Genomic DNA, 23,739 nt, shown 5'->3' on the forward strand with positions numbered 1-23,739 from the left:
GGAATTAATTCCCTTCGTGAATTTTTTCATCTTCACGGCAGTTGCCTGAGCTGCAGTGGCCGTAAAGGTACAAACTGTGGTTGGTCAGTTTGATACCGTGGCGCTCTGAAATCTCACGCTGGCGAGCTTCAATAGATTCATCGCTGAATTCAATGACGCGTCCGCAGTCCAGACAAATCAGGTGATCGTGATGCTGTTGCTGAGTCAGTTCGAAAACTGATTTTCCGCCTTCAAAGTTATGGCGGGTGACGATACCGGCATCATCAAACTGGTTCAGCACGCGATAAACGGTGGCCAGACCAATTTCCTCTCCCATATCAATCAGCTTTTTATACAAATCTTCCGCACTGACGTGATGGCAAGATGGGTCCTGCAGTACTTCCAAGATTTTAAGACGAGGAAGGGTTACTTTCAGGCCGGCCTTCTTTAATGCGGTGTTGTTGTCAGTCATGCGGATTTAGTCCTGTTACTCTACTTTCATCAAGGGAGGCTAACTAGCCTAATATCATCGGTCGGCTCAAACATGTTTATTCGTCTCAATTATAGAACTGCACAGGCGAAATGAAAACCGCAGAACCGTAACCATATCAGGCTTACCCATCGGTGAGGGGGACGGCGCAACGCCGTTTTAAAAGCGAAAAATGGTGAGAAACCAGCTAACCGAAGGGGGTATTGTACCGCGCAAAGCGGGAAAGTTAAAAAAATGTATCTATCTTTACGACAGATTTTACCTATTGATACGGCTCCGACACAAATTTGCGCCGGGCCGCAACGAGGAGAACTGTTCCAAAAAGCTTACAAATCCAGCTCAGCGCTGATTTGTTTCACCCATGCGCTCACGCGCTCGTTGGTCAGTTCCGGCTGACGATCTTCATCAATCGCCAGGCCGATGAAGTGCGAGTCGTCCGCCAGACCTTTAGAAGCTTCGAAGTAATAGCCTTCAGTCGACCAGTTACCGACGATGGTCGCGCCGCGCGGTTCGATAATGTCGCGCAAGGTGCCCATGGCATCACAGAAATACTCGGCATAGTCTTCCTGATCGCCGCAGCCAAAGAGCGCTACGCGCTTGCCGGTAAAATCGATGTCTTCCAGCGTCGGGAAGAAGTCGTCCCAGTCACACTGTGCTTCGCCGTAGTACCAGGTTGGAATGCCCAGCAACAGAATGTCGAAACGCTCAAGATCTTCTTTGCTGCTTTTGGCGATGTCGTGGACTTCTGCGACATCGCTGCCCAGCTGCTGTTGGATTGCCTTGGCAATGTTTTCGGTATTGCCAGTATCACTGCCGAAGAAAATACCTATAAGTGCCATGGATAATATAACCTCTTGATTCCTATTGAAATGGTGCCAGAGCTACCACAGATCGGGTAATGATAGCAGACCCTTTATGAGGGAGAAACTTGTATCTGCCGATGCCTGGGTTCTCTCTGGCTTCGCGTTGATTCTTCATGTCTTAAATATTTTTATAACTTTTTTAATCCACTATCTTATTGAAAGGTTTTAACTAAATATTATTTCAGGTTTTTTTCTCATTTTTGCGAGGTCCGTCCTCTAAATGTTTGTCCGATATTGACGATGGTGAACACTGAGCGCTTTTTCAGTGACGCCCAGTCAGCACCGTGATCTTCCTCAACAACGGCGCTTCAGCCAATTTTAGCGACACCAAACTTAATCTTTTGCTTCGGCAGGGAGTTTTGATATGCAATTGCTGAGAAATATTGCTATCCGTACGGCATTACTATGGGTATTAGGCACTTTCTGCGTTTTATGGGGCGCGGTCTCTGCTTACACCTTCTATTCATTCCATGCGATGACCCAAACATCACACACCAGTACCCTGCTGGTTAAAAATATGAACCTGGTCAACATGGGTAACGATCAGTATTTTCGCATGGTCACTCGACTGGCCAGATCGGTGGATTATCGTCGGTCGGGCGATATTGCCAACGCGGACAAAGAGCAGCAGTCCGCGGCGGAAGCGCTCAATAATATGAAAGAGAATTTGGCGGCGTTCAAAGAAATCGACCACGGCGGTATGGATGGTTCTTTGGCCGATGCGGTGAGCAACGACTGGACGAATCTCATTCAAAATGGCGTAGAGCCAATGTTTCAGCGTGCGGCTTCCTCCGCGCTGGACGAGTATCAAGGCTATGCCAAAACGACCGTCCCCGCATTGAGCCGGCAGTTCGGCATCTCAGTGACGGCCTTCAACAAAGCGGGGGCGGAGAAATTTAGCGCGGCGGGCGAACGCTTCAACCGGCTAACCTTCATCGGCCAGACTATCCTGGTTGCGGGACTGATCGCGGGCGTATTGATGTTGCTGTTCACCGACCGTTATCTGGTCAAATATTTGATGCGTCCTCTTAACGAACTTCGCGATTACTTCCAGATTATCGCCGCCGGACGGTTGGGAAAACCGATTGCGGACTTCGGCAACAACTGCGTGGGCAAACTGTTCCCTCTACTGCGTGATATGCAGAGCAGCCTGGCGAATACGGTCAGCACTATTCGCAGTAGCGCGGAATCCATTTATCAGGGCGTTGCGGAAATCGCCGCTGGCAACAATGACCTCTCGGCGCGTACGGAGTCGCAGGCCTCCGCGCTTGAAGAGAGCGCAGCCAGTATGGAGGAGTTAACCTCGACGGTGAAACAGAACGCCGAAAACGCCGGACATGCGCGTCAGCTGGCGCAGCAGGCGTCGACGACGGCGCATAAGGGGGGAGAACTGGTCGATAATGTGGTGAAAACCATGTCTGAAATCGCCAGCAGTTCCAAGAAGATCGCTGAAATCACCACGGTCATCAACGGGATTGCGTTCCAGACCAACATTCTGGCGCTGAACGCCGCGGTGGAAGCGGCCCGCGCCGGGGAGCAGGGACGTGGCTTCGCCGTCGTCGCGGGAGAAGTGCGAAATCTGGCTCAGCGAAGCGCGCAGGCGGCCAAGGAGATTGAACATTTAATTTCCGATTCAGTGCGCAGCGTCGATTCCGGATCCTCTCAGGTCGCGGACGCCGGCACCACCATGAGTGAAATTGTCCGCTCCGTCTCGAATGTGACCGATATCATGGCGGAGATTGCCACGGCCTCAGAGGAACAGAGTAAAGGGATCGCTCAGGCAGGGCAGGCGATTGCGGAAATGGATGGCGTGACGCAGCAGAACGCCGCGTTGGTTGAAGAAGCTTCCGCAGCCGCGCGCTCGCTGGAAGAGCAGGCGGCTCTGCTGACGCAGGCCGTCTCGGTCTTCCGCCTGACGGAATCGTCGGCCAAAGACGCGCCCGTAGCCCGTAACCGTGAAGTTAAAGCCGCCGCCGCCGCCGCGCCTGCGTTAAAAGCGCTGCCTTCCAGGAAGTCGACGGATAATTGGGAAAAATTCTAAAAAGCGGCACGGGTTCAGACGCCATCTGACATGCTCGTCTACCTTATCGTCGCAGCGAGGAGCGCGATGATAAGGGAGGATGAAGGTTTCATGGGAAAAGCGGGGCGGAGTGGCGAAGCCAGCGAACGTCGTCATGACTCCCTCGCATTCAGAGCCTGCTGAACGACATCCTGATTGAAATCATCGCTTAGCGCCGGCCAGCTGAGACAGCAGAATTTGCTCGATAAGCTCACTCCGGCTGATATTTTTCTCTTCCGCCAATGCGTTGAGAATATCGACCGCTTCCGCGTTAATTTTCAGCTCAACTCGCCGTAGCCCACGATTCTTGTCTCGTCGCAGCTGATTGCGCTTATTGATCCTCAGCTGTTCATCTCGTGAAAGCGGATTGGTTTTCGGACGGCCCGGACGACGCTCATCAGCGAACAGATCCGGTGTGGTGCGATCCGTTTGTTCTTTTGCCATAGGTAGTGGTACTGCAAAGATTCGGACCAAAACGCGCATTTCATTCGCGACATTTTGATGATGTGGTTAACAATGCCAGTGGCTAGACAGCCGACCCTTAAGTGCGTAAAGCGGGCGACATGATACCCCAGCGGAACCAGCCGCGACAATGGTTTACGGCGTCGCGGCGAACGGGTGGCTAACTCTGCGCCATAAAACGGTGTATTGCCCGCAGCACGGCCTCAGGTTTTTCCGCATGCACCCAATGTCCCGCTCCCGCAATGGCATAAGCTGTCGCGCCGGGAAACTGACTCAGCAGCGCATCGCGATAACGGCGATCCAGATAAGGCGAATTCTCACCGCGAATAAACAAAATGGGATGCGCCCAGACGGGGACGTCCTGCCAGCCTGAAATCACATCATATTGATCCCATAAAACCGGCACGTTGAATCGCCACTCTCCCTGAGAAAATGACTTCAGCAGGAACTGAATCACGCCTTCATCGGCAATGCTTTCGCGCATCAATTGCGCTGCGGCAGTACGTTGTGTGATCCCGGCGGCGCTGACGGCTCTTAGCGCGGCAAAAATGTCGTCGTGTCGTCGGCTGTGATAATGCACCGGGGCAATATCAATCGCGACGATGCGCTCAATGCGATCCGGGATCAGCGCGCTCAGCGCCATGGCGACTTTACCGCCCATGGAGTGGCCGATCACAATGACACGATCCAGCGCCAGTTCGTCCAACAGATCCACGACATCTTGCGCCATATCCTGATACTGCATGGAAGGATCGCGCGGAGACAACCCGTGATTACGCAGATCGATCTGTAAAATATCGTGTTGATTTTGCAGATCGCGGGCCAATACGCCAAGATTATCAAGGTTACCGAACAGGCCGTGAATGAGAATAACCGGAAGCAGCTGCTGGGGCAGTTGCGCGTTTTGCCAGCGATAATTCAATTTCATAGTGAAGTTCATTCAGGGAGACGTTTGCTTAGGGTATCATGAGTTTATCCCGCGATCCCGCGGTGCCATGAACGATCGCCCCTAGCGACCCTCCATGCGCAAAGGCATCACTCAGCCTAATCCGACTTTATGCGGATACCCGCGTTTGCTGCTGTTCGCGGGAGAAAGGTAACTTTATACTCCCTGATGATTGAAGAAATAAAACCGTACTGGATAAAGATGAAAACTATTGAGGTCGACGAAGAGCTTTATCGTTATATCGCCAGCCATACCCAGCATATTGGCGAAAGCGCATCCGACATTTTACGGCGCATGCTGAAATTCAGCGCCGGACAGGTTGTACAGACAGCTCCCTCCAAAGCTGCGGCGGCGGAACAGCCACCGGCGACGATTCAACACAGCCCGCGTGACCGGGTGAGAGCGCTCCGCGAGCTGCTGTTATCTGACGAATACGCTGAAAAGAACAAAGCGATCAACCGCTTCATGTTGATATTGTCCGCGTTATATGAGCTGTCACCTGCGGAATTCGGCGCGGCGACCGAGTCGCTCCATGGCCGGACCCGCGTCTACTTTGCCGGTGACGAGCACACGCTGGTGCAAAATGGCACGCACACTAAACCCAAACACATCCAGGGCACGCCATACTGGGTTATCACTAACACCAATACGGGTCGTAAACGAAGCATGATTGAACACATCATGCAGTCGATGCAGTTCCCGCCGGAGCTGATCGAGAAAGTCTGCGGCACCATCTAAATCACGCGTCAGGAAAACAAGGCAATGGCTAATCACCCGAGAGCTGGACAACCTACCCGGCAGAGCGACTTGATTAACGTCGCGCAGTTGACGTCACAGTATTACGTGTTGCAACCGGACCCCGCTAACCCGGCCCATGCCGTTAAATTCGGCACCTCCGGCCATCGCGGCAGCGCCGCGCGTCACAGTTTTAATGAAGCGCATATTCTGGCTATTGCTCAGGCCATCGCCGAAGAGCGCAGTCGCCAGGGGATTAGCGGCCCTTGTTACGTGGGGAAAGACACGCACGCGTTGTCTGAACCCGCGTTTATTTCCGTTTTGGAAGTGCTGACGGCAAACGGTGTGGATGTGATTATCCAGGAGGATAATGGCTTCACCCCAACACCGGCGGTCTCCAACGCGATTTTGACGTACAACCGTAACGGCGGCGCATTGGCGGATGGCATTGTCATTACGCCGTCGCACAACCCGCCGGAAGACGGCGGCATCAAGTACAATCCCCCCAATGGCGGACCCGCAGACACCAATCTGACCAGCGTGATTGAAAAGCGCGCCAACGCGTTGCTGGCCGAATCGCTGCGTGGCGTGAAACGTCAGACCATGGACGCGGCCAGACAAGGCGGTCATCTTCGAGAGCAGGATCTTGTGCAGGCCTATGTGGAAGGGCTGGGCGATGTCGTCGATATGGCGGCCATTCAGCGCGCCGGACTGAAGCTGGGCGTCGATCCTCTGGGCGGTTCCGGCATCGCTTACTGGCAGCGGATCGCCGAACACTACAAGCTGGATCTGACGATGGTTAACGACGAAGTTGATCAGACGTTCCGCTTTATGACGCTGGATCATGATGGCGTCATTCGCATGGACTGTTCATCCGAATTCGCCATGGCTGGACTGCTGGCGCTGCGCGACAAGTTCGATCTGGCCTTCGCCAACGACCCAGACTACGACCGCCACGGTATCGTGACCCCCGCCGGGCTGATGAATCCTAACCACTATCTCGCCGTCGCTATCAACTACCTGTTCCAGCATCGTCCGCAGTGGAGCGACAGCGTCGCGGTCGGCAAAACGCTGGTTTCCAGCGCGATGATCGACCGGGTCGTCAACGATCTGGGCCGCAAGCTGGTGGAAGTGCCGGTCGGCTTCAAATGGTTTGTCGATGGGTTGTTCGACGGCAGTCTGGGCTTCGGCGGCGAGGAAAGCGCGGGCGCGTCCTTCCTGCGCTTTGACACTCAGCCGTGGTCAACCGACAAAGACGGTATCATCATGTGTCTGCTGGCGGCGGAGATCACGGCCGTGACCGGTAAGAATCCGCAGCAGCACTACGATGAATTGGCGAAACGCTTCGGCGCGCCTAGCTATAACCGTATCCAGGCTCCGGCTACGCACGCGCAAAAAGCCGCGTTATCCAAGTTGTCACCGGAACAGGTCTCAGCCAGTACGCTGGCGGGCGATCCGATCACCGCGCGTCTGACCACCGCGCCGGGTAATGGCGCGTCCATCGGTGGGCTGAAGGTGATTACGGACAACGGCTGGTTTGCCGCGCGGCCTTCCGGCACGGAAGAAGCCTACAAAATCTACTGTGAAAGTTTCCTCGGCGATGACCATCTGCGGAAAATTGAAAAAGAAGCGGTAGAGATTGTCAGCGAAGTGCTGAACAACGCGAAATAGCGCTCACGGCAATGCGAAATTTAAAAAGGCACCGAAAAGGGTGCCTTTTTGTTATTCGAGGCAGCCCCAAACGACGGGGAGCGTTGCCCGTCGTTTGGAGCGGACGCAATTTCAACGATGATGCGAATGTCTCGTCCGGACGAACCCGCCCGCCTATCGTGTTGAATAAAGGGGGCGAGCGTTTCCGTTTCTCATGTCGGGGTGAAGCCCACCGTGACGAACAGACCGGTTTCATCGAACAACGGGCCGCTTGACGTAATTCTAATGCGATCAACAGCGCGCCAGTTGAGATCAGCGCGACGCCCACGCCTGTCAGCAAAGATATCTTTTCCCCAGCAGGATCACTGCCAAAACACGGCAAAGACGATGCTGAGTTTATCGATCGGGGCGACCTGCGCGACAGAGCCATTTTTGAGCGCCATGAAGTAGAACAGCCACGTCATGGCCTCGGCGACGCCGCTGAGGACGATGAACGCTGCGTCAGAATCGAGCCTACCAGGCCCAGTTTGCTTTGCGCGACGACAATACCGATCAGAAACAGAGCCATGATGACGACCCGCACGGCGGTCGCCGTATTGGCGTCCAGCGGTTGTAGTCCTGCTTTAGCGAATATCGCTACCGGCGCGGGGCACTGCGCGGATAGCAGTACATAGCTCAACCAGCTATTCATGACTCTTTCCCGCTCAGAAATAAGCGAGGATGCGACTCCTGCCTCATCAGAAAGGCGATGTTCACGGGATGAAGCGATAGCCGACGGCGGTCTCCGTAACCAGGTGCCGTGGGCGGGCGGGGTCCAGCTCCAGTTTCTGGCGCAGGTGTCCCATATAGATGCGCAGGTAGTGACTATTTTCGACCGCGTTAGGCCCCCAAACGTCGTTCAGCAATTGGCGCTGCGTCAAAACTTTGCCGGGATTGGCGACCAACAGGGACAATAGGCGGAACTCGGTGGGCGTCAGATGCAGCGTTTCGCCGTTGCGGCTCACCTGTCGGTCGAGCAGATCGACACTGACGTCGCCGAACGTCACCTTCGGGCTCTCCTGACGCGACAGCGTAAACCGGCGCTGCGCGACGCGCAGCCGGGCCAGTAGCTCTCCAATGCCAAAGGGTTTTGTCAGAAAATCGTCGGCGCCAGCATCCAGCGCCGCGATTTTATCCTGTTCATCGCTGCGGGCGGACAGGACGATAATCGGGATGCTGCTCCACTGACGCAGGTCGTGAATATAATCGATGCCGTTGCCGTCCGGCAGTCCCAGATCGAGGATAATCAGCGACGGCTTGCGGGTGGCGGCCTCAAGCAGGCCGCGCTGTAGCGTGTCGGCCTCAAAGACATGACACCCTTCCGCTTCGAGCGCTTGCCGCACGAAGCGCCGTATCTCTTTTTCATCTTCCACAATCAATACGTTGATAAGCACCTGCGTGGTGACTCCTCTTATTCAGGTTCCATATCCGGCGGGGTTATCAGCGGCAGTGTGAAGTGAAACACGGCACCGCCGCCTTCGGCATTCGTCGCCCAGATCTTTCCGCCGTGAATGGCGACGATGGCCCGACAGATAGCCAGTCCCAAGCCTACACCAGGAATAGCGGACTCCTGATGCCCGCGGGAGAATTTATCGAAAATCATCTGCGCGTTGTCGGGGTCGATGCCGGGACCGTTGTCCTGTACGCGCACTTCGACGTGGCGCTCGCCGGTCGCCGCAACATGCGGCAGAGCGGAAAGCGTGATGGCCGCCCGGTTGCCTGCATACTTGACGGCATTCTCCAAAAGGTTGATCAGCACCCGTTCTATCAGGGTGGCATCGCAATAGACCAGCATCAGTTCTTGCGGCAGCGCCAGCGTGACGTTTGGCGCGTCTTCGCCATTTTCCAGATGGCGCAGTGCGCTGTCCGCCAGCTCCAGGAGGGACTGCCAGGCTTTGCGGGGATGGAAACCATCCGACTGGAGACGAGCCATCTCCAGCAGGTTATTGACCAGCCGCGTCGTGTTCTGGATTTGCCGTCCGATCTGACCGGCCTGCGAAGCATAAGGGGACGCCTGTGCGCTCAGATTACGCGTTAGAATTTCCGCCTGGCCGGACAGCACCGTCAACGGCGTTCTCAGATCGTGGGACAGCGCGGAAAGCAGCGAGTTGCGCAGTTGCTCGCGCTCGGTGTCGAGACGTGCTTTCTCGGCGCTTTTAATGAGATGCAGCCGTTCCAGCGCATTGGCGATCAAAACAGTGCAGGTCTCCAGCATGCGCTGCTGTTCGGGGATCATCAGTTGGCGCGCATGCAACGGCTCAAGCGCGATGACGCCGAACGTCAGCTGCGGCGTCGACAGCGGCTGAATCTGGTAGGGAACGCCGGGCAGGGTACGAGTTCCGTAGCCCGCCGGCGCATGATGGTCGAAGCTCCAGCGTGCGATAGCCGGGTCGACGATAAGCGGTTCCGGCGATTGCGTTGAGACGGGCTCCAGCTCGGCCGTCGGCGAGGACGGCCTATCCGCCAGCCAGATCGCGGCGCGAGCCTGAAACGTCGAGGCAAGATAGCGACGGCTGGCGGCGGCGATATCTTCCACGGTCAGGCTGCGGTTAAGCGCGTTGGACATCTCGTACAGATGGCGCATGCGCTGTTCACGGTAGCGGGCGACGCGCGCCTGATAGCGCACGCCAGCAGTCAGGCTGCCCACGAGAATGCCGACACTGAGCATAACGATGAACGTGACCAGGTACTGTGCGTCGGCCACGGCCAGTTTGCCGCGCGGCGCGATGAAGCAGAGATCGAAGGCGATGACGTTGATCAGCGCGGCGAAAACGGAGGGCCAACGTCCGAAAAATAGCGCGACGATCGCCACGCCAAGCAGGTAAATCATCACCAGATTCACCGGTTCGAGCATGGAAAATGGAGACCACAGCGCCAGCAGCGTGATGGCGGCGCATAGGGCAATCGCCAGCGCGCCGCCATACAGCTGACGCCGCCATTTTTCGGTGAGACTTCGGTTGTCTTCCGGTTTGAGCTGGGGGGAAGAAGGCTCATCCTGCACGGAAACCACCAGCAAATCGAGATCGGGTCCCAATAGTCCCAGCTTCTCGGCGAAACGCGCCCGACGCCAGCGATTCCATCGTCGATCCGTGTGACGCCCAATGATGATTTTGCCCAGATTATGTTCGCGTGCGTAACGGAGAATGGCGTTTGCTACGGAGGGATCGGACAAAGTGGCTGTTTCTGCTCCCAAATCCTGCGCCAGCTTCAACGCGCTCAAGATTGCCCGGCGTCGGGATTCGGGCAGTCGGTGTAACCGTGGCGTTTCCACGTATACCGCGTGCCAGACGCCGCCCAACCGCGCCGCCAGCCGGGCGGCGGTACGCACCAGTTTTTCATTCCCCGCGTCCTGACCGATGCAGAGCAGAATCGCATCGCGGGTATGCCATACGCGCTCGTCGCCCTGAAGGTCGCGCATCGCCCGTACCTGGTCGTCCACGCGGTCTGCCAGCCGACGCAGAGCCAGCTCACGCAGCGCAACGAGATTGCCTTTGCGGAAAAAATGTTCAATGGCGCGCTCCGCCTGCTGCGGAAGATACACCTTGCCTTCCTGCAAGCGCTGGCGGAGATCGTCCGGCGGCAAATCCACCAGCACGACTTCGTCCGCATCGTCAAAGAACGGGTCGGGCAGGGTTTCGCGTACGCGAATACCGGTGATCCCGCCCACCACATCATTGAGGCTTTCCAGATGTTGTACGTTGACCGTTGTGAAAACATCGATCCCGGCTTCCAAGAGCTCCTGCACATCCTGCCAGCGTTTAGGATGACGATTCCCGCGTAGGTTACTGTGGGCCAGCTCGTCTACGAGGATCAGCGCAGGCGCCCGCGCCAGCGCGGCGTCCAGGTCAAACTCCTCATGATCGCGGCCCGCCGCGCCAATTTTTTTTCCTGGTAGCTGCGGCAACCCGTCTAACTGTGCGAAGGTCTCCGCGCGTCCGTGGGTTTCCACCACGCCGACCAGCACATCCAGTCCCTGCTCCTTGAGGCGTCGCGCTTCTTGCAGCATTGCGTAGGTTTTCCCGACGCCCGCGCTGGCGCCGAAAAAAATTTTCAGTTTGCCCCGGGGGGAGCCTCCCAACTGGGACAGCAACGCATCCGGGTCGGGACGACGCGGTTCCTCATGGGTCATTAACGATCCTTATCGCCAAGGCGGAGTGAATCATCGGTTGGGATGTACAGTAATACATGAGCGGATGCGTTGCCGCCAGAGCTAGGCGTATCCGGGGTTTGATACAGGGTGGCAAAAGTCGGCTTTTTTATCATCGTCAGGCTGGTCGCTTCATCAATTTTTAGGATAAATACGGTCCGCTTTTCTGGTCGGATGAGTAGCTAACCGGGCGCAAAGGGGGTACAGTTTTAACCTGTTGCAGTGACGCGTTCATCACCTGCGGGAGTGCCTCCCGCGTATTGTATGACTCGGAGGATGGCCATGTCTTACGCTTACCCGTTCCACCGTATTGTTCTGCGCCGCAGCGCGGTTGTGATTATTGGTCTGCTGGCTTTGCCGGTGATGCTGTTCCGTCGCGATCGCGCCCGTTTTTACAGTTATTTGCATCGAGTCTGGTTAAAAACCAGCGACGAACCGGTGTGGCACATGCAGTCAGAGCACGCCGCCGGCCACTTTTATTAAGCGCAGGCCCGACGGGCCGCGTTCCTCCCGCTTTATTCGCGTCTGAAATCGTCAGGCGCGACGGCATGATTTTCCTCCTCTTTCTCATGAGTTGCCTGTAAATCCGCTATGCTATTGAGATAGCAATTTCTTTTGATGAGGCACCTCATGTCGAACTCGTTAATTCCCGTTGGCATAAGCGCCTGCCTGCTGGGAAATCAGGTCCGTTTTGATGGCGGACACAAGCGTTTTGGGTTTGCCGCGGACCAACTCACCCCTTATTTCAGCTTTGAGCCTATATGCCCTGAGATCGCGGTCGGGCTGCCGACGCCGCGCCCAGCGCTGCGGCTAGTCAAGAATGACCAAGACGAGGTCGCGTTGCGCGCCAGCAATGGCAGCGATCTGGACGTCACCGAAAAAATGCATGCCTTTTCTGTTTGCAAGGTGCTCGAACTGAGTCATTTGTGCGGTTATATCGTCTGCGCCAAATCCCCCAGTTGTGGGATGGAGCGCGTGCGCGTGTATGACGCCGACCAGAAAAACGCGCGGCGAAGCGGCGTTGGTCTGTTTACCGAGCAGTTGATGGCCGCCATGCCGTGGCTGCCTGTAGAAGAGAACGGCCGCCTGAACGACGCGGTGCTCCGCGAGAACTTCATCGAGCGGGTTTTCGCGCTATATGAACTAAATCAGCTGTGGCAGCAGGGGCTGACCCGCGGGCGGCTGATGGCGTTTCACAGTCGTTATAAGCTGTTGCTGCTGGCGCACTCCCAGCCGGAATATCGCACGCTGGGGCGCTTTGTCGCCACAATGGATCAGTGGCCGTCTCTGGAGGCCTTTGCTGTGGAATACCGGCTGCGCTTGATGTCGCTGCTCTCTCATCCTGCGACTCGCCGCAATCACACCAACGTGCTCATGCACGTACAGGGTTATTTCCGCAATCAACTGAATGCCTCGCAGCGGCAGGAGCTGACTCAGCTCATCGATCGTTATCGTCAAGGCGTCCAGCCGCTACTCGCTCCCATTACGCTCCTGCGCCACTATCTGTCCGAATATCCGGACGACTATCTCGAGCAGCAGCGCTATTTCTCGCCGTATCCCGAAGCGTTGCGCTTGCGGTACGGCTACTAGTTTGTTGTCACAAGGACTCGCTATGGCTACGCACTTGGTCTGGTTTCGCCACGATCTACGCATGAGCGATAATCTCGCGCTCAATGCTGCCTGTCAGGATAAAAAAGCCCGTGTAATTGGGCTATTCATCGCCACGCCCCGGCAGTGGGCTAACCATGATATGTCCGAGCGTCAGGCTGCCTTGATGTTCGATAACCTGCAGCGGCTGCAGCAGTCTCTGCACGATAAAGGCATCCCGCTTTTTTATCAGCAGTGCGGCGACTTTAAAGACAGCGTTAATGCATTGGTCGAGTTTTGCCAGCGCGAACAGGTCACGAACCTGTTCTATAACTATCAGTACGAGCTGAATGAACGCCAGCGTGACCGACAAATGGAGCAGGCGCTGGATGGAAAGGTCGTCTGTCAGGGCTTTGATGACAGCCTACTGTTGCCGCCCGGCAGCGTCATGACGGGCGACGGCAAGATGTATCGCGTTTTCACGCCGTTCAGCAAAGCGTTCGTCAAACGACTTCAACAGAGCGAAACCGTCTGCGTGCCAGCCCCCGCTTCGCGCGGCAAGATGACGGAGGATGTCCCGCCGGTGAAGCCGTTCGACTATCCGTCAATCTCCGTTTCCGACGATTTTCCGGCTGGCGAAGCGGCAGCTCAGCAGCGGCTGCGTCAGTTCTGTCGCCAGAAAGTTGACGGCTACGCCTCCCAGCGCGACCTTCCCGCCGCGCCCGGCACCAGCCAGCTGTCCCCTTATCTGGCGCTCGGCGTCATTTCGCCGCGGCAGTGTCTCGAAGGGCTGCTCGCGGAGTATCCCGAGGCGCTGAACCAGCCCGAAAGCGGCGCTTTTGTCTGGTTTAATGAGTTGGTCTGGCGAGAGTTTTACCGCCATCTGATGGTCTTCAGCCCGGAGCTGTGTCGCCATCAGCCCTTCATTCCCTGGACGAAGCAGATTGAGTGGCGGGACGATCCTAAAGGGCTTAAGGCCTGGCAGGAAGGCCGCACCGGCTTTCCCATTGTGGATGCGGGTATGCGACAGCTTAACCACACGGGCTGGATGCATAACCGGCTGCGCATGATCTGCGCCAGCTTCCTTATCAAGGATCTGCTGATTGACTGGCACGAGGGCGAGCGGTATTTCATGAGCCGACTGGTGGATGGCGATCTGGCCGCCAACAATGGCGGCTGGCAGTGGGCCGCGTCGACCGGGACTGACTCTGCGCCATACTTCCGCATCTTCAACCCGACCACGCAAGGGGAGCGCTTCGACCCGGACGGCGACTTTATCCGGCGCTGGGTGCCGGAGCTATCTAAGGTGGCCGGCAAAGCGATTCATCATCCTCTGCGTTGGGCGGAGCAGCAGGGGCAAAAGCTCGACTACCCGGCGCCGATCGTCGACCATAAACAGGCGAGAACCCGCACGTTGGCGGCGTTCGAGGCCGCAAAGAACAAACAATAATTTATCAGGGAGCCGTTGTACCTATGCGTAATACCGAACTGGAAACCGTTATTGACCAATTTCTGAATGTGTCCGCTTTTTCCGACTATGCCCCGAATGGGCTGCAGGTCGAAGGTCGTCGCGATGTGAAACGCATCGTCACCGGGGTAACGGCCTGTCAGGCGTTGCTGGATGCCGCCGTGGCGCAGCAGGCTGATGCGGTGCTGGTGCATCACGGTTACTTCTGGAAAAGCGAACCAGCGGTTATTCGCGGAATGAAACGTCGGCGTCTGAAAACGCTATTGGCTAACGACATCAATCTGTACGGCTATCATCTGCCGCTGGACGCGCACCCTGAGATCGGCAACAACGCCTGTCTGGCGGATATGCTGAACATCACGACGCTGGGCGAGATCGAATCGCTGCTGCCTTATGGCGAGCTGCGGCAGCCGCAGAGCGGCGATGAGTTGCGCCATCAGTTGGAAGAGGCGTTAGGACGCTCGGTGCTGCACTGCGGCGATCATGCTCCGGCGATGATCAAGCGCGTGGCCTGGTGTACCGGCGGCGGGCAGGGATTTATCGATCAGGCCGCCGACTTCGGCGTGGATGCCTTCATTACCGGCGAAGTATCCGAAAAGACAGTGCATACCGCACGGGAAATGGGACTTCACTTTTATGCGGCCGGGCATCACGCCACGGAGCGAGCGGGGATCCGCGCGCTGGGCGAATGGCTGGCGGCGCAGCATGGCTTTGACGTGACCTTTATCGACATTCCCAATCCGGCCTAATTGACCGTCATCGCTGGGGATGAAACTGGACGACGGTGATGCCGCGTCGCAGCGGAGGTTTTCACGGGAGGTGAGGATGCAACAGGTTCGCTGTTATCTGATGGGAGAGAGTGCGGCAGTGCTTGAGCTGGCGCGCCGGCGGCGCTGCACAGTCAGCAACGTATCTGGGCGCTCGCGGAGCGTTTGCGCGGTGAAAGCGGGGTAGAAGAGGTCATTCCCGGAATGAACAATCTGACCGTCATTCTGGCCCAGCCGGTATTCGCGCCGACGGCGGTGTTAGCCCAGCTTCGCCATGCCTGGGATGAGATCTCCGCGAAGCCTCAGGCTTCACGGGACGTCGATATTCCGGTGATCTACGGCGGGGCGCATGGGCCGGATTTAGCGCATGTCGCGGCGCACTGCGGCATGACGCCGCGTCAGGTCGTCGAGTGCCATGCCGCCACGCGCTATGTCGTTTATTTCATCGGCTTTCAGCCCGGCTTCGCCTATCTGGGCGATCTGGATGCGCGGCTGCATACCCCGCGACGCGCAGACCCCCGTTTGAAGGTGCCTGCTGGATCCGTCGGCATCGGCGGCCATCAGACCGGTATTTATCCTCTATCGACTCCCGGCGGTTGGCAACTGATAGGGCGCACAGCGCTTTCGCTGTTCACGCCCGACTCGACTCCGCCGACGCTGTTGCGTCCGGGCGATCGGGTTCGCTTTGTTCCACAGCGGGAGGGACTATGCTGAATATTATTCGGGCGGTTTGCAAACCACGGTTCAGGACCTGGGCCGCTTTGGCCATCGCCAGTTTGGCATTGGTCAATGCGGGGCTTTGGATGTGCCCGCGCTGAGCATCGCCAACCTGCTGGTAGGGAATGAGGCCGGTACAGCCGCTCTGGAAATCACGCTCGGCCAGTTTACGGCCAAATTCACCCGCCGCAGCTGGATAGCGCTGAGCGGGGCGGACGCGCACGCGGAGCTGGACGGTCAAACGTTGTGGACCGGATGGCGCTATCCGGTCGAGCCGGGACAGACGCTGCACCTGGGCATGCCGAGACACGGCATGCGCAGCTATCTGGCGATTTCCGGCGGCATCGACGTGCCGGAAGTGTTGGGGTCGCGGAGCACCGATCTTAAAGCCGCCTTCGGTGGATTGTCGGGACGTCCGCTGGCGGATGGCGATAGCCTGCCACTAGGCGCTCCGCTACGGCAGCCAAGCCAGTCAATCGGCGTAAAACAGCTCCTGTTTCACAATCGGGTTCGGGTTTTAACCGGGCCGGAGTATCAGGAATTCAGCGAAGTCGCGCATGACGAGTTCTGGCGTAGCGGCTGGCAGTTGAGCTCCCAGAGCAACCGAATGGGATATCGGCTGCAAGGGCCAGAGCTGGTGCGCGTTTCCCACCGCGAGATATTGTCTCACGGCGTATTACCGGGTGTGATTCAGGTGCCGCACAACGGCAAACCGATCGTCCTGATGGCGGATGCTCAGACGACCGGCGGCTATCCATGCATCGCCAGCGTGATCGCCGCCGATCTTTATCATCTGGCCCAGATCCGTCTGGGCGAGTCGGTGCATTTCGTTCACTGCTCGCTGCCCGAGGCTCGGCAGGCATGGCTGACTCAACGGCGTTATCTGGAACAACTGGCTTGGAGGCTACATGGTGATTGACTTGAACGCGGATCTGGGAGAAGGCGGGAAACATGACGAGGCGCTGCTGCGGTTGATTAGCTCCGCCAACATCGCCTGCGGCTTTCATGCCGGCGATGCGCAGACGATGCGCCGTTCGGTGCGTTCGGCCATCAAATATGGCGTTACCATCGGCGCGCATCCGGGCTATCCCGACCGGGAACATTTCGGCCGCCGGGCGTTGCAGCTTTCGCCCGATGCGGTCTTTGCTCAGGTGGTTTATCAGGTCGGTGCGCTGGCGGCGTTAGTTAAAGCGGAGGGGGCGCGGATGTTCCACGTAAAGCCCCACGGCATGCTCTACAATCAGGCCGCCAAAGATCCGCAACTGGCGGACGCGATCGCCAGCGCGGTCAAAGTGGTCGATCCCTTGCTGCATCTGGTCGGTCTGGCGGGGAGCGAGCTGATTGAGGCCGGAAAACGACAGGGGCTGAAGACGCGCGAAGAAGTGTTCGCCGATCGTAGCTATCAGGCCGACGGCACGCTGGTGCCGCGCGATCAGGTCAGCGCGCTGATCACCAGCGATGAACTAGCGCTGGCGCAAACGCTGGAAATGATCCAGCGTCAGCGGGTCCGCGCCACCGACGGCAGTTGGGTTCCGGTAAAGGCCGATACGGTGTGCCTGCACGGCGACGGCGACCACGCGTTGCAGTTCGCCAGCAAGCTGCATCACAGTTTTGCGCAGTACGGCATTCATATCGCCGCCTGCTGAAGAAATACCGTTAACGGGAGCGGGGTTATGCCGGAAGGCCCTGAAATTCGTCGCGCGGCCGATGCGTTGTCGGCGGCTATCGTCGGGAAAACGCTGACCGCCGCCTGGTTCGCGTTTCCCGCATTGAAAATCTACCAACAACGACTGACGGGCGCGCAGGTGACGCAGATTGTGACCCGCGGCAAGGCCCTGCTGACCTATTTTTCCAACGATTTAGTGCTATACAGCCACAATCAGCTGTACGGCGTTTGGCGCGTGGGGTTGCCTGAAACGTTGCCCGAGACCAAACGCGACCTGCGCGTTCGCCTGACGGCATCAGACACCGCCGTGTCTCTGTACAGCGCTTCCGATATCGACATGCTGACGATGGACCAACTGGTCACGCACCCTTTCTTGCAACGCATTGGCCCGGATGTGCTGAATGAGACGGTGACGGCTGAACAAGTGCAAGCGCGACTGCTGCTGCCTCGTTTTCGTCGTCGCCAGTTCAGCGGCCTATTGCTGGATCAGGCTTTTCTGGCCGGATTGGGCAACTACCTTCGAGCGGAGATTTTGTGGCAGGCCGCGTTGGCGCCCCAGCACCGCGCCGCGGACTTATCGCCGGAGCAATTGGCGGCGCTGAGTCAGGCCTTGCTGGACATTCCTCGTTTATCTTATCGGACTCGCGGCGAAGGGAGCGAGCGACGGCATCACGGCGCTGTGTTCCGCTTTCGCGTTTTCCATCGCGCGGGTAAACCCTGCGAGCGCTGCGGTCACCCCATTGAGCGCACCGTGCTATCGTCGCGCCCGTTTTATGGCTGTCCACACTGTCAGCGTTAGGCTCAGCAAGACACGTCGTGGGCTGGAATAGAGGTGTGCCGGGGGGAACTGTGAGGCGCGTGCAGAGCGGCGACGGGTAAGCTGACGGTAGAGCTTCGGACGGGTCCTATCCGGCCCGAAGCGACATGTTATTAATGCTTTTTCACCTCAGGTTCGAAGTCGCGTCGTTCATAGCCGGTATAAAGCTGTCGCGGACGTGCGATCTTGAGGCCATCGCCGTGCATCTCACTCCAGTGGGCAATCCAGCCGACCGTGCGCGCCATCGCAAAGATGACGGTGAACATCGATGACGGGATCCCCATCGCTTTGAGGATGATGCCGGAGTAGAAGTCCACATTCGGGTAGAGTTTGCGCTCAATGAAGTACGGGTCGTTCAGGGCGATGTGCTCCAGCTCCAGCGCGACCTCTAGCAGATCGTCCTTGGTTTTCAATTCTTTCAGCACTTCGTGACAGGTTTTACGCATAACGGTGGCGCGCGGGTCGTAATTTTTGTACACACGGTGGCCGAATCCCATCAGGCGGAACGCATCGTTTTTGTCTTTCGCGCGCTCAATAAATTCCGGGATGTGTTTGACCGAACTGATCTCTTCGAGCATTCGCAAACAGGCTTCGTTTGCGCCGCCGTGGGCGGGTCCCCACAGCGATGCGATACCGGCGGCGATACAGGCGAACGGATTGGCGCCGGAGGAACCGGCGGTGCGCACGGTCGACGTGGAGGCGTTCTGTTCATGGTCCGCATGCAGGATCAGAATTTTATCCATGGCGCGCTCCAGCACGGGATTGACCACATAGTCTTCGCACGGCGTGGCGAACATCATGTGCAGGAAGTTGCCTGCATAGGAGAGGTCGTTACGCGGATAGATGAACGGCTGGCCCAGCGAATATTTGTAGCACATGGCGGCCACGGTCGGCATTTTCGACAGCAGACGATAGGCCGCTATCTCGCGGTGCCGCGCATTGCTGATGTCCAACGAGTCGTGATAGAAGGCGGCCAGCGCGCCGGTCACGCCGCACAGCACCGCCATCGGATGCGAGTCGCGGCGAAAACCATGAAACAGGCGCGTAATTTGCTCGTGGATCATGGTGTGGCGGGTCACGATGGTTTTAAATTCGTCGTACTGCGCCTGCGTAGGCGCTTCTCCGAACAGCAACAGGTAACAGACTTCCAGATAGTTGGACTTTTCGGCGAGCTGATCAATCGGGTAACCCCGATGCAGCAAAATGCCTTTTTCGCCGTCGATAAAGGTGATTTTGGACTCGCAGGACGCTGTGGAGGTGAAGCCGGGATCAAATGTGAAATAACCTTTTGCACCGAGGCTGCGGATATCGATTTCGTCGTAACCGAGCGTACCGGACAGGACATCAAGCGCGATAGGCTCTTGACCGTCGATGGTAATCGTGGCGTGTTTGTCAGCCATTGATATTCTCCTTAGCGTTTTAGTTGACGACATTACTCACCGTGACAGCGAGTCATCCTACCTGGGAGAGGTGGCCGGAAGCCGGCTGGCATGACTCGGTAAAAACCGGTTGTTCGGGACGGGCAGTCGGCCGGGATTTGCCGCAGCGCCCAGGCGGTTACACCCGGCGTCGCCGGTAACCCGGCGCGTCGTCCTGAATTCATTGTAGTCATACCGATGACTATTACGTGGACTCTTTCGACACTGTTACACAAGCCTCTGCAATCGAAAAGCACCATGTATCGCCTTTGATATCAGCCACAAGCATGAAAAATCAGTTGTTAAATTAATGTTTAATGACTGTATGCGCCACTGGTTTATTTTTAATAATTTGTTAAATGCGTGATCTAATTCACCATTTACAGCAAATTCCCTCAAACTCTATGTGTGCTATTTGTAATGATATTGTGAAGCACCTATACTTTTTTCAGGTCTCCGGAACACCCTGCAGTAGGAGCACCCAGCGTGATAGGTTTGCGCCGCCCAGGCTTGAATTCGGCTGACGGGGCGTGCGGTGAAATATGGAGATGCCCGACTTATCTTCCTTCCTGCAATCTCTCATGCTGTCTGACCCCCACAACAGGTCCGGAGTAAGAAAATAATAAAAGTTGTGTGGGCGAACCTGTGAAAAAACAAAGACCTGTCAATCTGGATCTGCAAACGATCCATTTTCCCGCTACCGCGGTAGCCTCCATTCTTCATCGCGTTTCCGGCGTTATCACTTTTATTTCCATCGGTATCCTGCTCTGGCTACTGGGTCTTTCTCTGTCTTCCGAAGATGGCTTTATGCAGGCGGCGGCCATTATGGATAGCGTCATCGTTAAGTTGGTCGTTTGGGGCATTCTGACCGCGCTGGCCTACCATGCCGTGGGCGGCTTGCGCCATTTGTTAATGGATTTCGGCGGCATCGAGGAAACCTTCGCCTCGGGTGAGCGCTCCGCATGGATCGCTTTTGTTATTACTGTCGTGCTTTCAATCTTGTCTGGAGTCCTTGTATGGTAAGCAATGCTTCTGCACTCGGGCGTAATGGAGTACACGATTGGTTATTACTTCGCGCTGCTGCCATCGTCATCGTGCTGTACGTTCTGTATCTGGTGGGTTTTTACGTCACTGCGCCCGAACTCACCTATCCCCTCTGGCGTGATTTCTTCGCCCTGCGTCTCACTAAAGTGCTCACCCTGCTGGCCCTGCTGTCGATTCTGGTGCATGCCTGGATCGGCCTGTGGCAGGTGTTGACCGACTACATCAAACCGCTGGCCGTTCGGCTCACGTTACAGTTGGCGGTTGTGGTCGTGCTGATGGTGTATGTCATTTATGGAACGATTGTGGTGTGGGGGGCGTAATGAATCTGCCAGTCAGAGAGTTTGATGCAGTTGTGGTGGGCGCGGGCGGCGCGGGTATGCGCGCCGCGTTGCAAATTTCCCAGATGGGGCTGTCCTGCGCCCTGATTTCCAAGGTATTTCCGACGCGTTCTCATACCGTCTCCGCACAAGGAGGCATCACGGTCGCGCTGGGAAATACCCACGAAGATAACTGGCAATGGCATATGTATGACACGGTAAAAGGATCGGACTATATCGGCGATCAGAATGCCATTGAGTACATGTGCAAGACCGGGCCGGAGGCCGTGCTTGAGCTTGAACACATGGGGCTGCCGTTTTCACGGCTGGATGACGGACGTATTTATCAGCGTCCGTTCGGCGGCCAGTCGAAAAACTTCGGCGGCGAGCAGGCCGCGCGTACCGCGGCGGCGGCCGACCGCACGGGGCATGCGCTGTTGCACACGCTCTATCAGCAAAACCTGAAAAATCACACCACCATTTTTTCCGAGTGGTACGCGCTGGATCTGGTGAAAAATCAGGACGGTGCGGTGGTGGGCTGTACGGCGATTTGTATCGAAACCGGCGAAGTCGTCTATTTCAAGGCACGCGCGACGGTGCTGGCGACCGGCGGCGCAGGCCGTATCTACCAGTCGACGACCAATGCGCACATCAATACCGGTGACGGGGTGGGCATGGCGCTGCGCGCCGGCGTGCCGGTACAGGACATGGAAATGTGGCAGTTCCACCCGACGGGGATCGCGGGGGCGGGGGTGTTGGTGACAGAAGGCTGCCGTGGTGAAGGGGGTTATCTGCTGAATAAGGATGGCGAACGCTTCATGGAACGATATGCGCCGAACGCTAAAGATTTGGCGGGCCGCGACGTTGTCGCGCGCTCCATCATGATTGAAATCCGCGAAGGCCGCGGCTGCGATGGCCCTTGGGGGCCGCACGTTAAGCTGAAGCTCGACCATCTTGGCAAAGACGTTTTGGAGTCCCGCCTGCCGGGCATTCTTGAGCTCTCCCGTACCTTCGCGCACGTGGATCCGGTGAAAGAACCGATTCCGGTCATTCCGACCTGTCACTACATGATGGGCGGCATCCCCACCAAAATTACCGGTCAGGCGCTGACCGTCAACGAGCGTGGCGAGGACGTGGTGATCCCCGGCCTGTTCGCCGTGGGGGAAATCGCCTGCGTTTCGGTACACGGCGCCAATCGTCTCGGCGGCAATTCGCTGCTCGACTTGGTGGTGTTCGGCCGCGCCGTGGGGATGCACCTCGAGGCGTCGCTGTCTGAGCAGGGCGCCAGCCGCGATGCCAGCGAGTCGGATATCGAGGCCTCGCTGACCCGACTTAACCGCTGGAACAACAACCGCGATGGGGAAAACCCTGTGGAGATCCGCCGGGCATTGCAGGAGTGTATGCAGCATAACTTCTCCGTTTTCCGCGAAGCCGATGCGATGGCTCAGGGACTGGAAGAGCTGAAAACGATTCGCGAGCGGTTGCAACACGCCCGTCTGGACGACACATCGCAGGAGTTCAACACCCAGCGCATTGAGTGTCTGGAACTGGATAATCTGATGGATACCGCGTTCGCCACCGCGCTGGCTGCAAATTACCGCACTGAAAGCCGTGGCGCGCATAGCCGCTCCGACCATCCCGATCGGGACGATGAACATTGGCTCTGCCACACGCTGTATCTGCCGGACACTGAAAGCATGACGCGCCGTGAGGTGAACATGCAGCCGACGCTGCGTGAAGCATTCCCGCCGAAAGCGCGCACCTATTAAAGGACGGAGAGAGAGCGATGAAACTTGAATTTTCGATTTATCGTTACAACCCGGACATTGATAATGCCCCGCGGATGCAGGACTACCAACTGGAGGCCGACGAGGGCACAGACATGATGTTGCTCGACGCATTAATCCAACTGAAAGAGCAGGACCCGACGCTGACGTTTCGCCGCTCCTGCCGTGAGGGGGTGTGTGGTTCGGACGGGGTGAACATCAATGGTAAAAACGGACTGGCGTGCATCACGCCGGTGTCGAGCCTGCGTCGCGGCAGTCACAAAATTGTGGTGCGTCCGCTGCCGGGGTTGCCGGTTGTCCGTGATTTGGTGGTAGACATGGGACAATTCTATGCCCAATATGAGAAAGTTAAGCCTTACCTGTTGAATAATGGGAAGAATCCTCCAGCACGCGAAAATTTGCAGTTGCCGCAGGATCGGGCGAAGCTGGATGGATTGTACGAATGCATCATGTGCGCCTGCTGTTCCACCTCGTGTCCGTCCTTCTGGTGGAACCCGGATAAGTTCATCGGTCCGGCCGGATTACTGACGGCCTACCGCTTCCTGATAGATGACCGCGACACGGAAACCCAACCGCGTCTTGATGGGCTGGACGACGCGTTCAGCGTGTTCCGCTGCCATAGCATCATGAACTGCGTCAGCGTGTGTCCCAAAGGGTTGAATCCGACGCGAGCCATCGGCCATATCAAGTCGATGTTGTTGCAACGCGGCGCCTGATGACCGCATCGACGGGAGGGTCTCCGCCGTCGGACGGAGACCGTCGGGGACGCTGACTTATACAG

Annotated in this window: 21 protein-coding genes and 2 pseudogenes; 15 read left to right on the forward strand and 8 right to left on the reverse strand. The window is 57.2% G+C overall.

Features of this window, described 5'->3' with window-relative positions:
* Positions 1-4 precede the first annotated feature (4 nt).
* On the reverse strand, positions 5-451 hold the full coding sequence (gene fur / locus AU511_RS10470) for a ferric iron uptake transcriptional regulator (RefSeq protein WP_094099656.1): 447 nt from the start codon (positions 449-451) through the stop codon (positions 5-7).
* A 344-nt stretch (positions 452-795) separates the two neighbouring features.
* Positions 796-1,308: a flavodoxin FldA gene (fldA, locus tag AU511_RS10475; protein WP_094099657.1), complete on the reverse strand. Its 513-nt coding sequence runs from the start codon at positions 1,306-1,308 to the stop codon at positions 796-798.
* A 388-nt stretch (positions 1,309-1,696) separates the two neighbouring features.
* Here fldA and AU511_RS10480 point away from each other — a divergent pair, with 388 nt between their 5' ends.
* Complete coding sequence (locus AU511_RS10480; RefSeq protein WP_094109611.1) at positions 1,697-3,373, forward strand: methyl-accepting chemotaxis protein; 1,677 nt, start codon at positions 1,697-1,699, stop codon at positions 3,371-3,373.
* A 180-nt stretch (positions 3,374-3,553) separates the two neighbouring features.
* Here AU511_RS10480 and ybfE read toward each other — a convergent pair whose 3' ends face one another.
* Positions 3,554-3,835 (reverse strand): LexA regulated protein, encoded by a 282-nt coding sequence (ybfE, locus tag AU511_RS10485; protein ID WP_026738958.1) that lies wholly within the window; start codon positions 3,833-3,835, stop codon positions 3,554-3,556.
* Between the two features lie 178 nt (positions 3,836-4,013).
* Entirely contained in the window at positions 4,014-4,781 is a 768-nt protein-coding gene (gene ybfF, locus AU511_RS10490) for an esterase (protein ID WP_085652455.1), read from the reverse strand.
* Positions 4,782-5,000: 219 nt separating this feature from the next.
* Here ybfF and seqA point away from each other — a divergent pair, with 219 nt between their 5' ends.
* Positions 5,001-5,537 (forward strand): replication initiation negative regulator SeqA, encoded by a 537-nt coding sequence (seqA, locus tag AU511_RS10495; RefSeq protein ID WP_085652464.1) that lies wholly within the window; start codon positions 5,001-5,003, stop codon positions 5,535-5,537.
* A gap of 24 nt (positions 5,538-5,561) precedes the next feature.
* Entirely contained in the window at positions 5,562-7,205 is a 1,644-nt protein-coding gene (gene pgm, locus AU511_RS10500; RefSeq protein WP_094109612.1) for a phosphoglucomutase (alpha-D-glucose-1,6-bisphosphate-dependent), read from the forward strand.
* Between the two features lie 262 nt (positions 7,206-7,467).
* Here pgm and AU511_RS10505 read toward each other — a convergent pair.
* From AU511_RS10505 to kdpD, 3 genes and pseudogenes are all read right to left on the reverse strand, one after another.
* Positions 7,468-7,875, reverse strand: a pseudogene (locus AU511_RS10505) (EamA family transporter); the annotation flags it as partial.
* 61 nt (positions 7,876-7,936) lie between these two features.
* On the reverse strand, positions 7,937-8,617 hold the full coding sequence (gene kdpE / locus AU511_RS10510; RefSeq protein WP_094099661.1) for a two-component system response regulator KdpE: 681 nt from the start codon (positions 8,615-8,617) through the stop codon (positions 7,937-7,939).
* A gap of 17 nt (positions 8,618-8,634) precedes the next feature.
* Positions 8,635-11,352 (reverse strand): two-component system sensor histidine kinase KdpD, encoded by a 2,718-nt coding sequence (kdpD, locus tag AU511_RS10515; RefSeq protein ID WP_094109613.1) that lies wholly within the window; start codon positions 11,350-11,352, stop codon positions 8,635-8,637.
* A 294-nt stretch (positions 11,353-11,646) separates the two neighbouring features.
* On the opposite strand from kdpD, the gene AU511_RS10520 reads away from it, so the two are divergent.
* From AU511_RS10520 to nei, 8 genes and pseudogenes are all read left to right on the forward strand, one after another.
* Positions 11,647-11,853: a YbfA family protein gene (locus AU511_RS10520; protein ID WP_026738965.1), complete on the forward strand. Its 207-nt coding sequence runs from the start codon at positions 11,647-11,649 to the stop codon at positions 11,851-11,853.
* A 147-nt stretch (positions 11,854-12,000) separates the two neighbouring features.
* Complete coding sequence (locus AU511_RS10525) at positions 12,001-12,960, forward strand: YbgA family protein (protein WP_094109614.1); 960 nt, start codon at positions 12,001-12,003, stop codon at positions 12,958-12,960.
* 22 nt (positions 12,961-12,982) lie between these two features.
* Complete coding sequence (gene phrB / locus AU511_RS10530) at positions 12,983-14,407, forward strand: deoxyribodipyrimidine photo-lyase (RefSeq protein WP_094109615.1); 1,425 nt, start codon at positions 12,983-12,985, stop codon at positions 14,405-14,407.
* Between the two features lie 23 nt (positions 14,408-14,430).
* Positions 14,431-15,174, forward strand: coding sequence for a type 2 GTP cyclohydrolase I (locus AU511_RS10535; RefSeq protein ID WP_094099666.1), 744 nt, complete (start codon positions 14,431-14,433; stop codon positions 15,172-15,174).
* Between the two features lie 183 nt (positions 15,175-15,357).
* Positions 15,358-15,906 (forward strand): 5-oxoprolinase subunit PxpB, encoded by a 549-nt coding sequence (gene pxpB / locus AU511_RS10540; protein ID WP_420843447.1) that lies wholly within the window; start codon positions 15,358-15,360, stop codon positions 15,904-15,906.
* Positions 15,900-16,828, forward strand: a pseudogene (pxpC, locus tag AU511_RS10545) (5-oxoprolinase subunit PxpC). Before pxpB ends, pxpC begins: the two are co-directional and overlap by 7 nt.
* Positions 16,818-17,555: a 5-oxoprolinase subunit PxpA gene (gene pxpA, locus AU511_RS10550; RefSeq protein WP_094099667.1), complete on the forward strand. Its 738-nt coding sequence runs from the start codon at positions 16,818-16,820 to the stop codon at positions 17,553-17,555. Before pxpC ends, pxpA begins: the two are co-directional and overlap by 11 nt.
* Before the next feature lie 27 nt (positions 17,556-17,582).
* Positions 17,583-18,374 (forward strand): endonuclease VIII, encoded by a 792-nt coding sequence (nei, locus tag AU511_RS10555; protein ID WP_094109616.1) that lies wholly within the window; start codon positions 17,583-17,585, stop codon positions 18,372-18,374.
* A gap of 131 nt (positions 18,375-18,505) precedes the next feature.
* Here the strand turns inward: nei and AU511_RS10560 are convergent, their stop codons facing one another.
* Positions 18,506-19,792 (reverse strand): citrate synthase, encoded by a 1,287-nt coding sequence (locus AU511_RS10560; protein ID WP_094099669.1) that lies wholly within the window; start codon positions 19,790-19,792, stop codon positions 18,506-18,508.
* A gap of 651 nt (positions 19,793-20,443) precedes the next feature.
* On the opposite strand from AU511_RS10560, the gene sdhC reads away from it, so the two are divergent.
* From sdhC to AU511_RS10580, 4 genes are read left to right on the forward strand one after another with little or no spacing between them, the layout of a single operon-like run.
* Positions 20,444-20,833 carry a succinate dehydrogenase cytochrome b556 subunit gene (sdhC, locus tag AU511_RS10565; RefSeq protein WP_094099670.1) on the forward strand — a complete coding sequence of 130 codons (390 nt, stop codon included), beginning with the start codon at positions 20,444-20,446 and terminating at the stop codon, positions 20,831-20,833.
* Positions 20,827-21,174 carry a succinate dehydrogenase membrane anchor subunit gene (sdhD, locus tag AU511_RS10570; protein WP_094099671.1) on the forward strand — a complete coding sequence of 116 codons (348 nt, stop codon included), beginning with the start codon at positions 20,827-20,829 and terminating at the stop codon, positions 21,172-21,174. The genes sdhC and sdhD overlap by 7 nt, the downstream gene beginning before the upstream one ends.
* Entirely contained in the window at positions 21,174-22,940 is a 1,767-nt protein-coding gene (gene sdhA, locus AU511_RS10575) for a succinate dehydrogenase flavoprotein subunit (protein WP_094109617.1), read from the forward strand. The genes sdhD and sdhA overlap by 1 nt, the downstream gene beginning before the upstream one ends.
* A gap of 17 nt (positions 22,941-22,957) precedes the next feature.
* Positions 22,958-23,674 (forward strand): succinate dehydrogenase iron-sulfur subunit, encoded by a 717-nt coding sequence (locus AU511_RS10580; RefSeq protein WP_094109618.1) that lies wholly within the window; start codon positions 22,958-22,960, stop codon positions 23,672-23,674.
* Positions 23,675-23,739 lie beyond the last annotated feature (65 nt).

The sequence above is a fragment of the Lonsdalea iberica genome (assembly GCF_002111585.1).
In the GTDB taxonomy this organism is placed as follows: domain Bacteria; phylum Pseudomonadota; class Gammaproteobacteria; order Enterobacterales; family Enterobacteriaceae; genus Lonsdalea; species Lonsdalea iberica.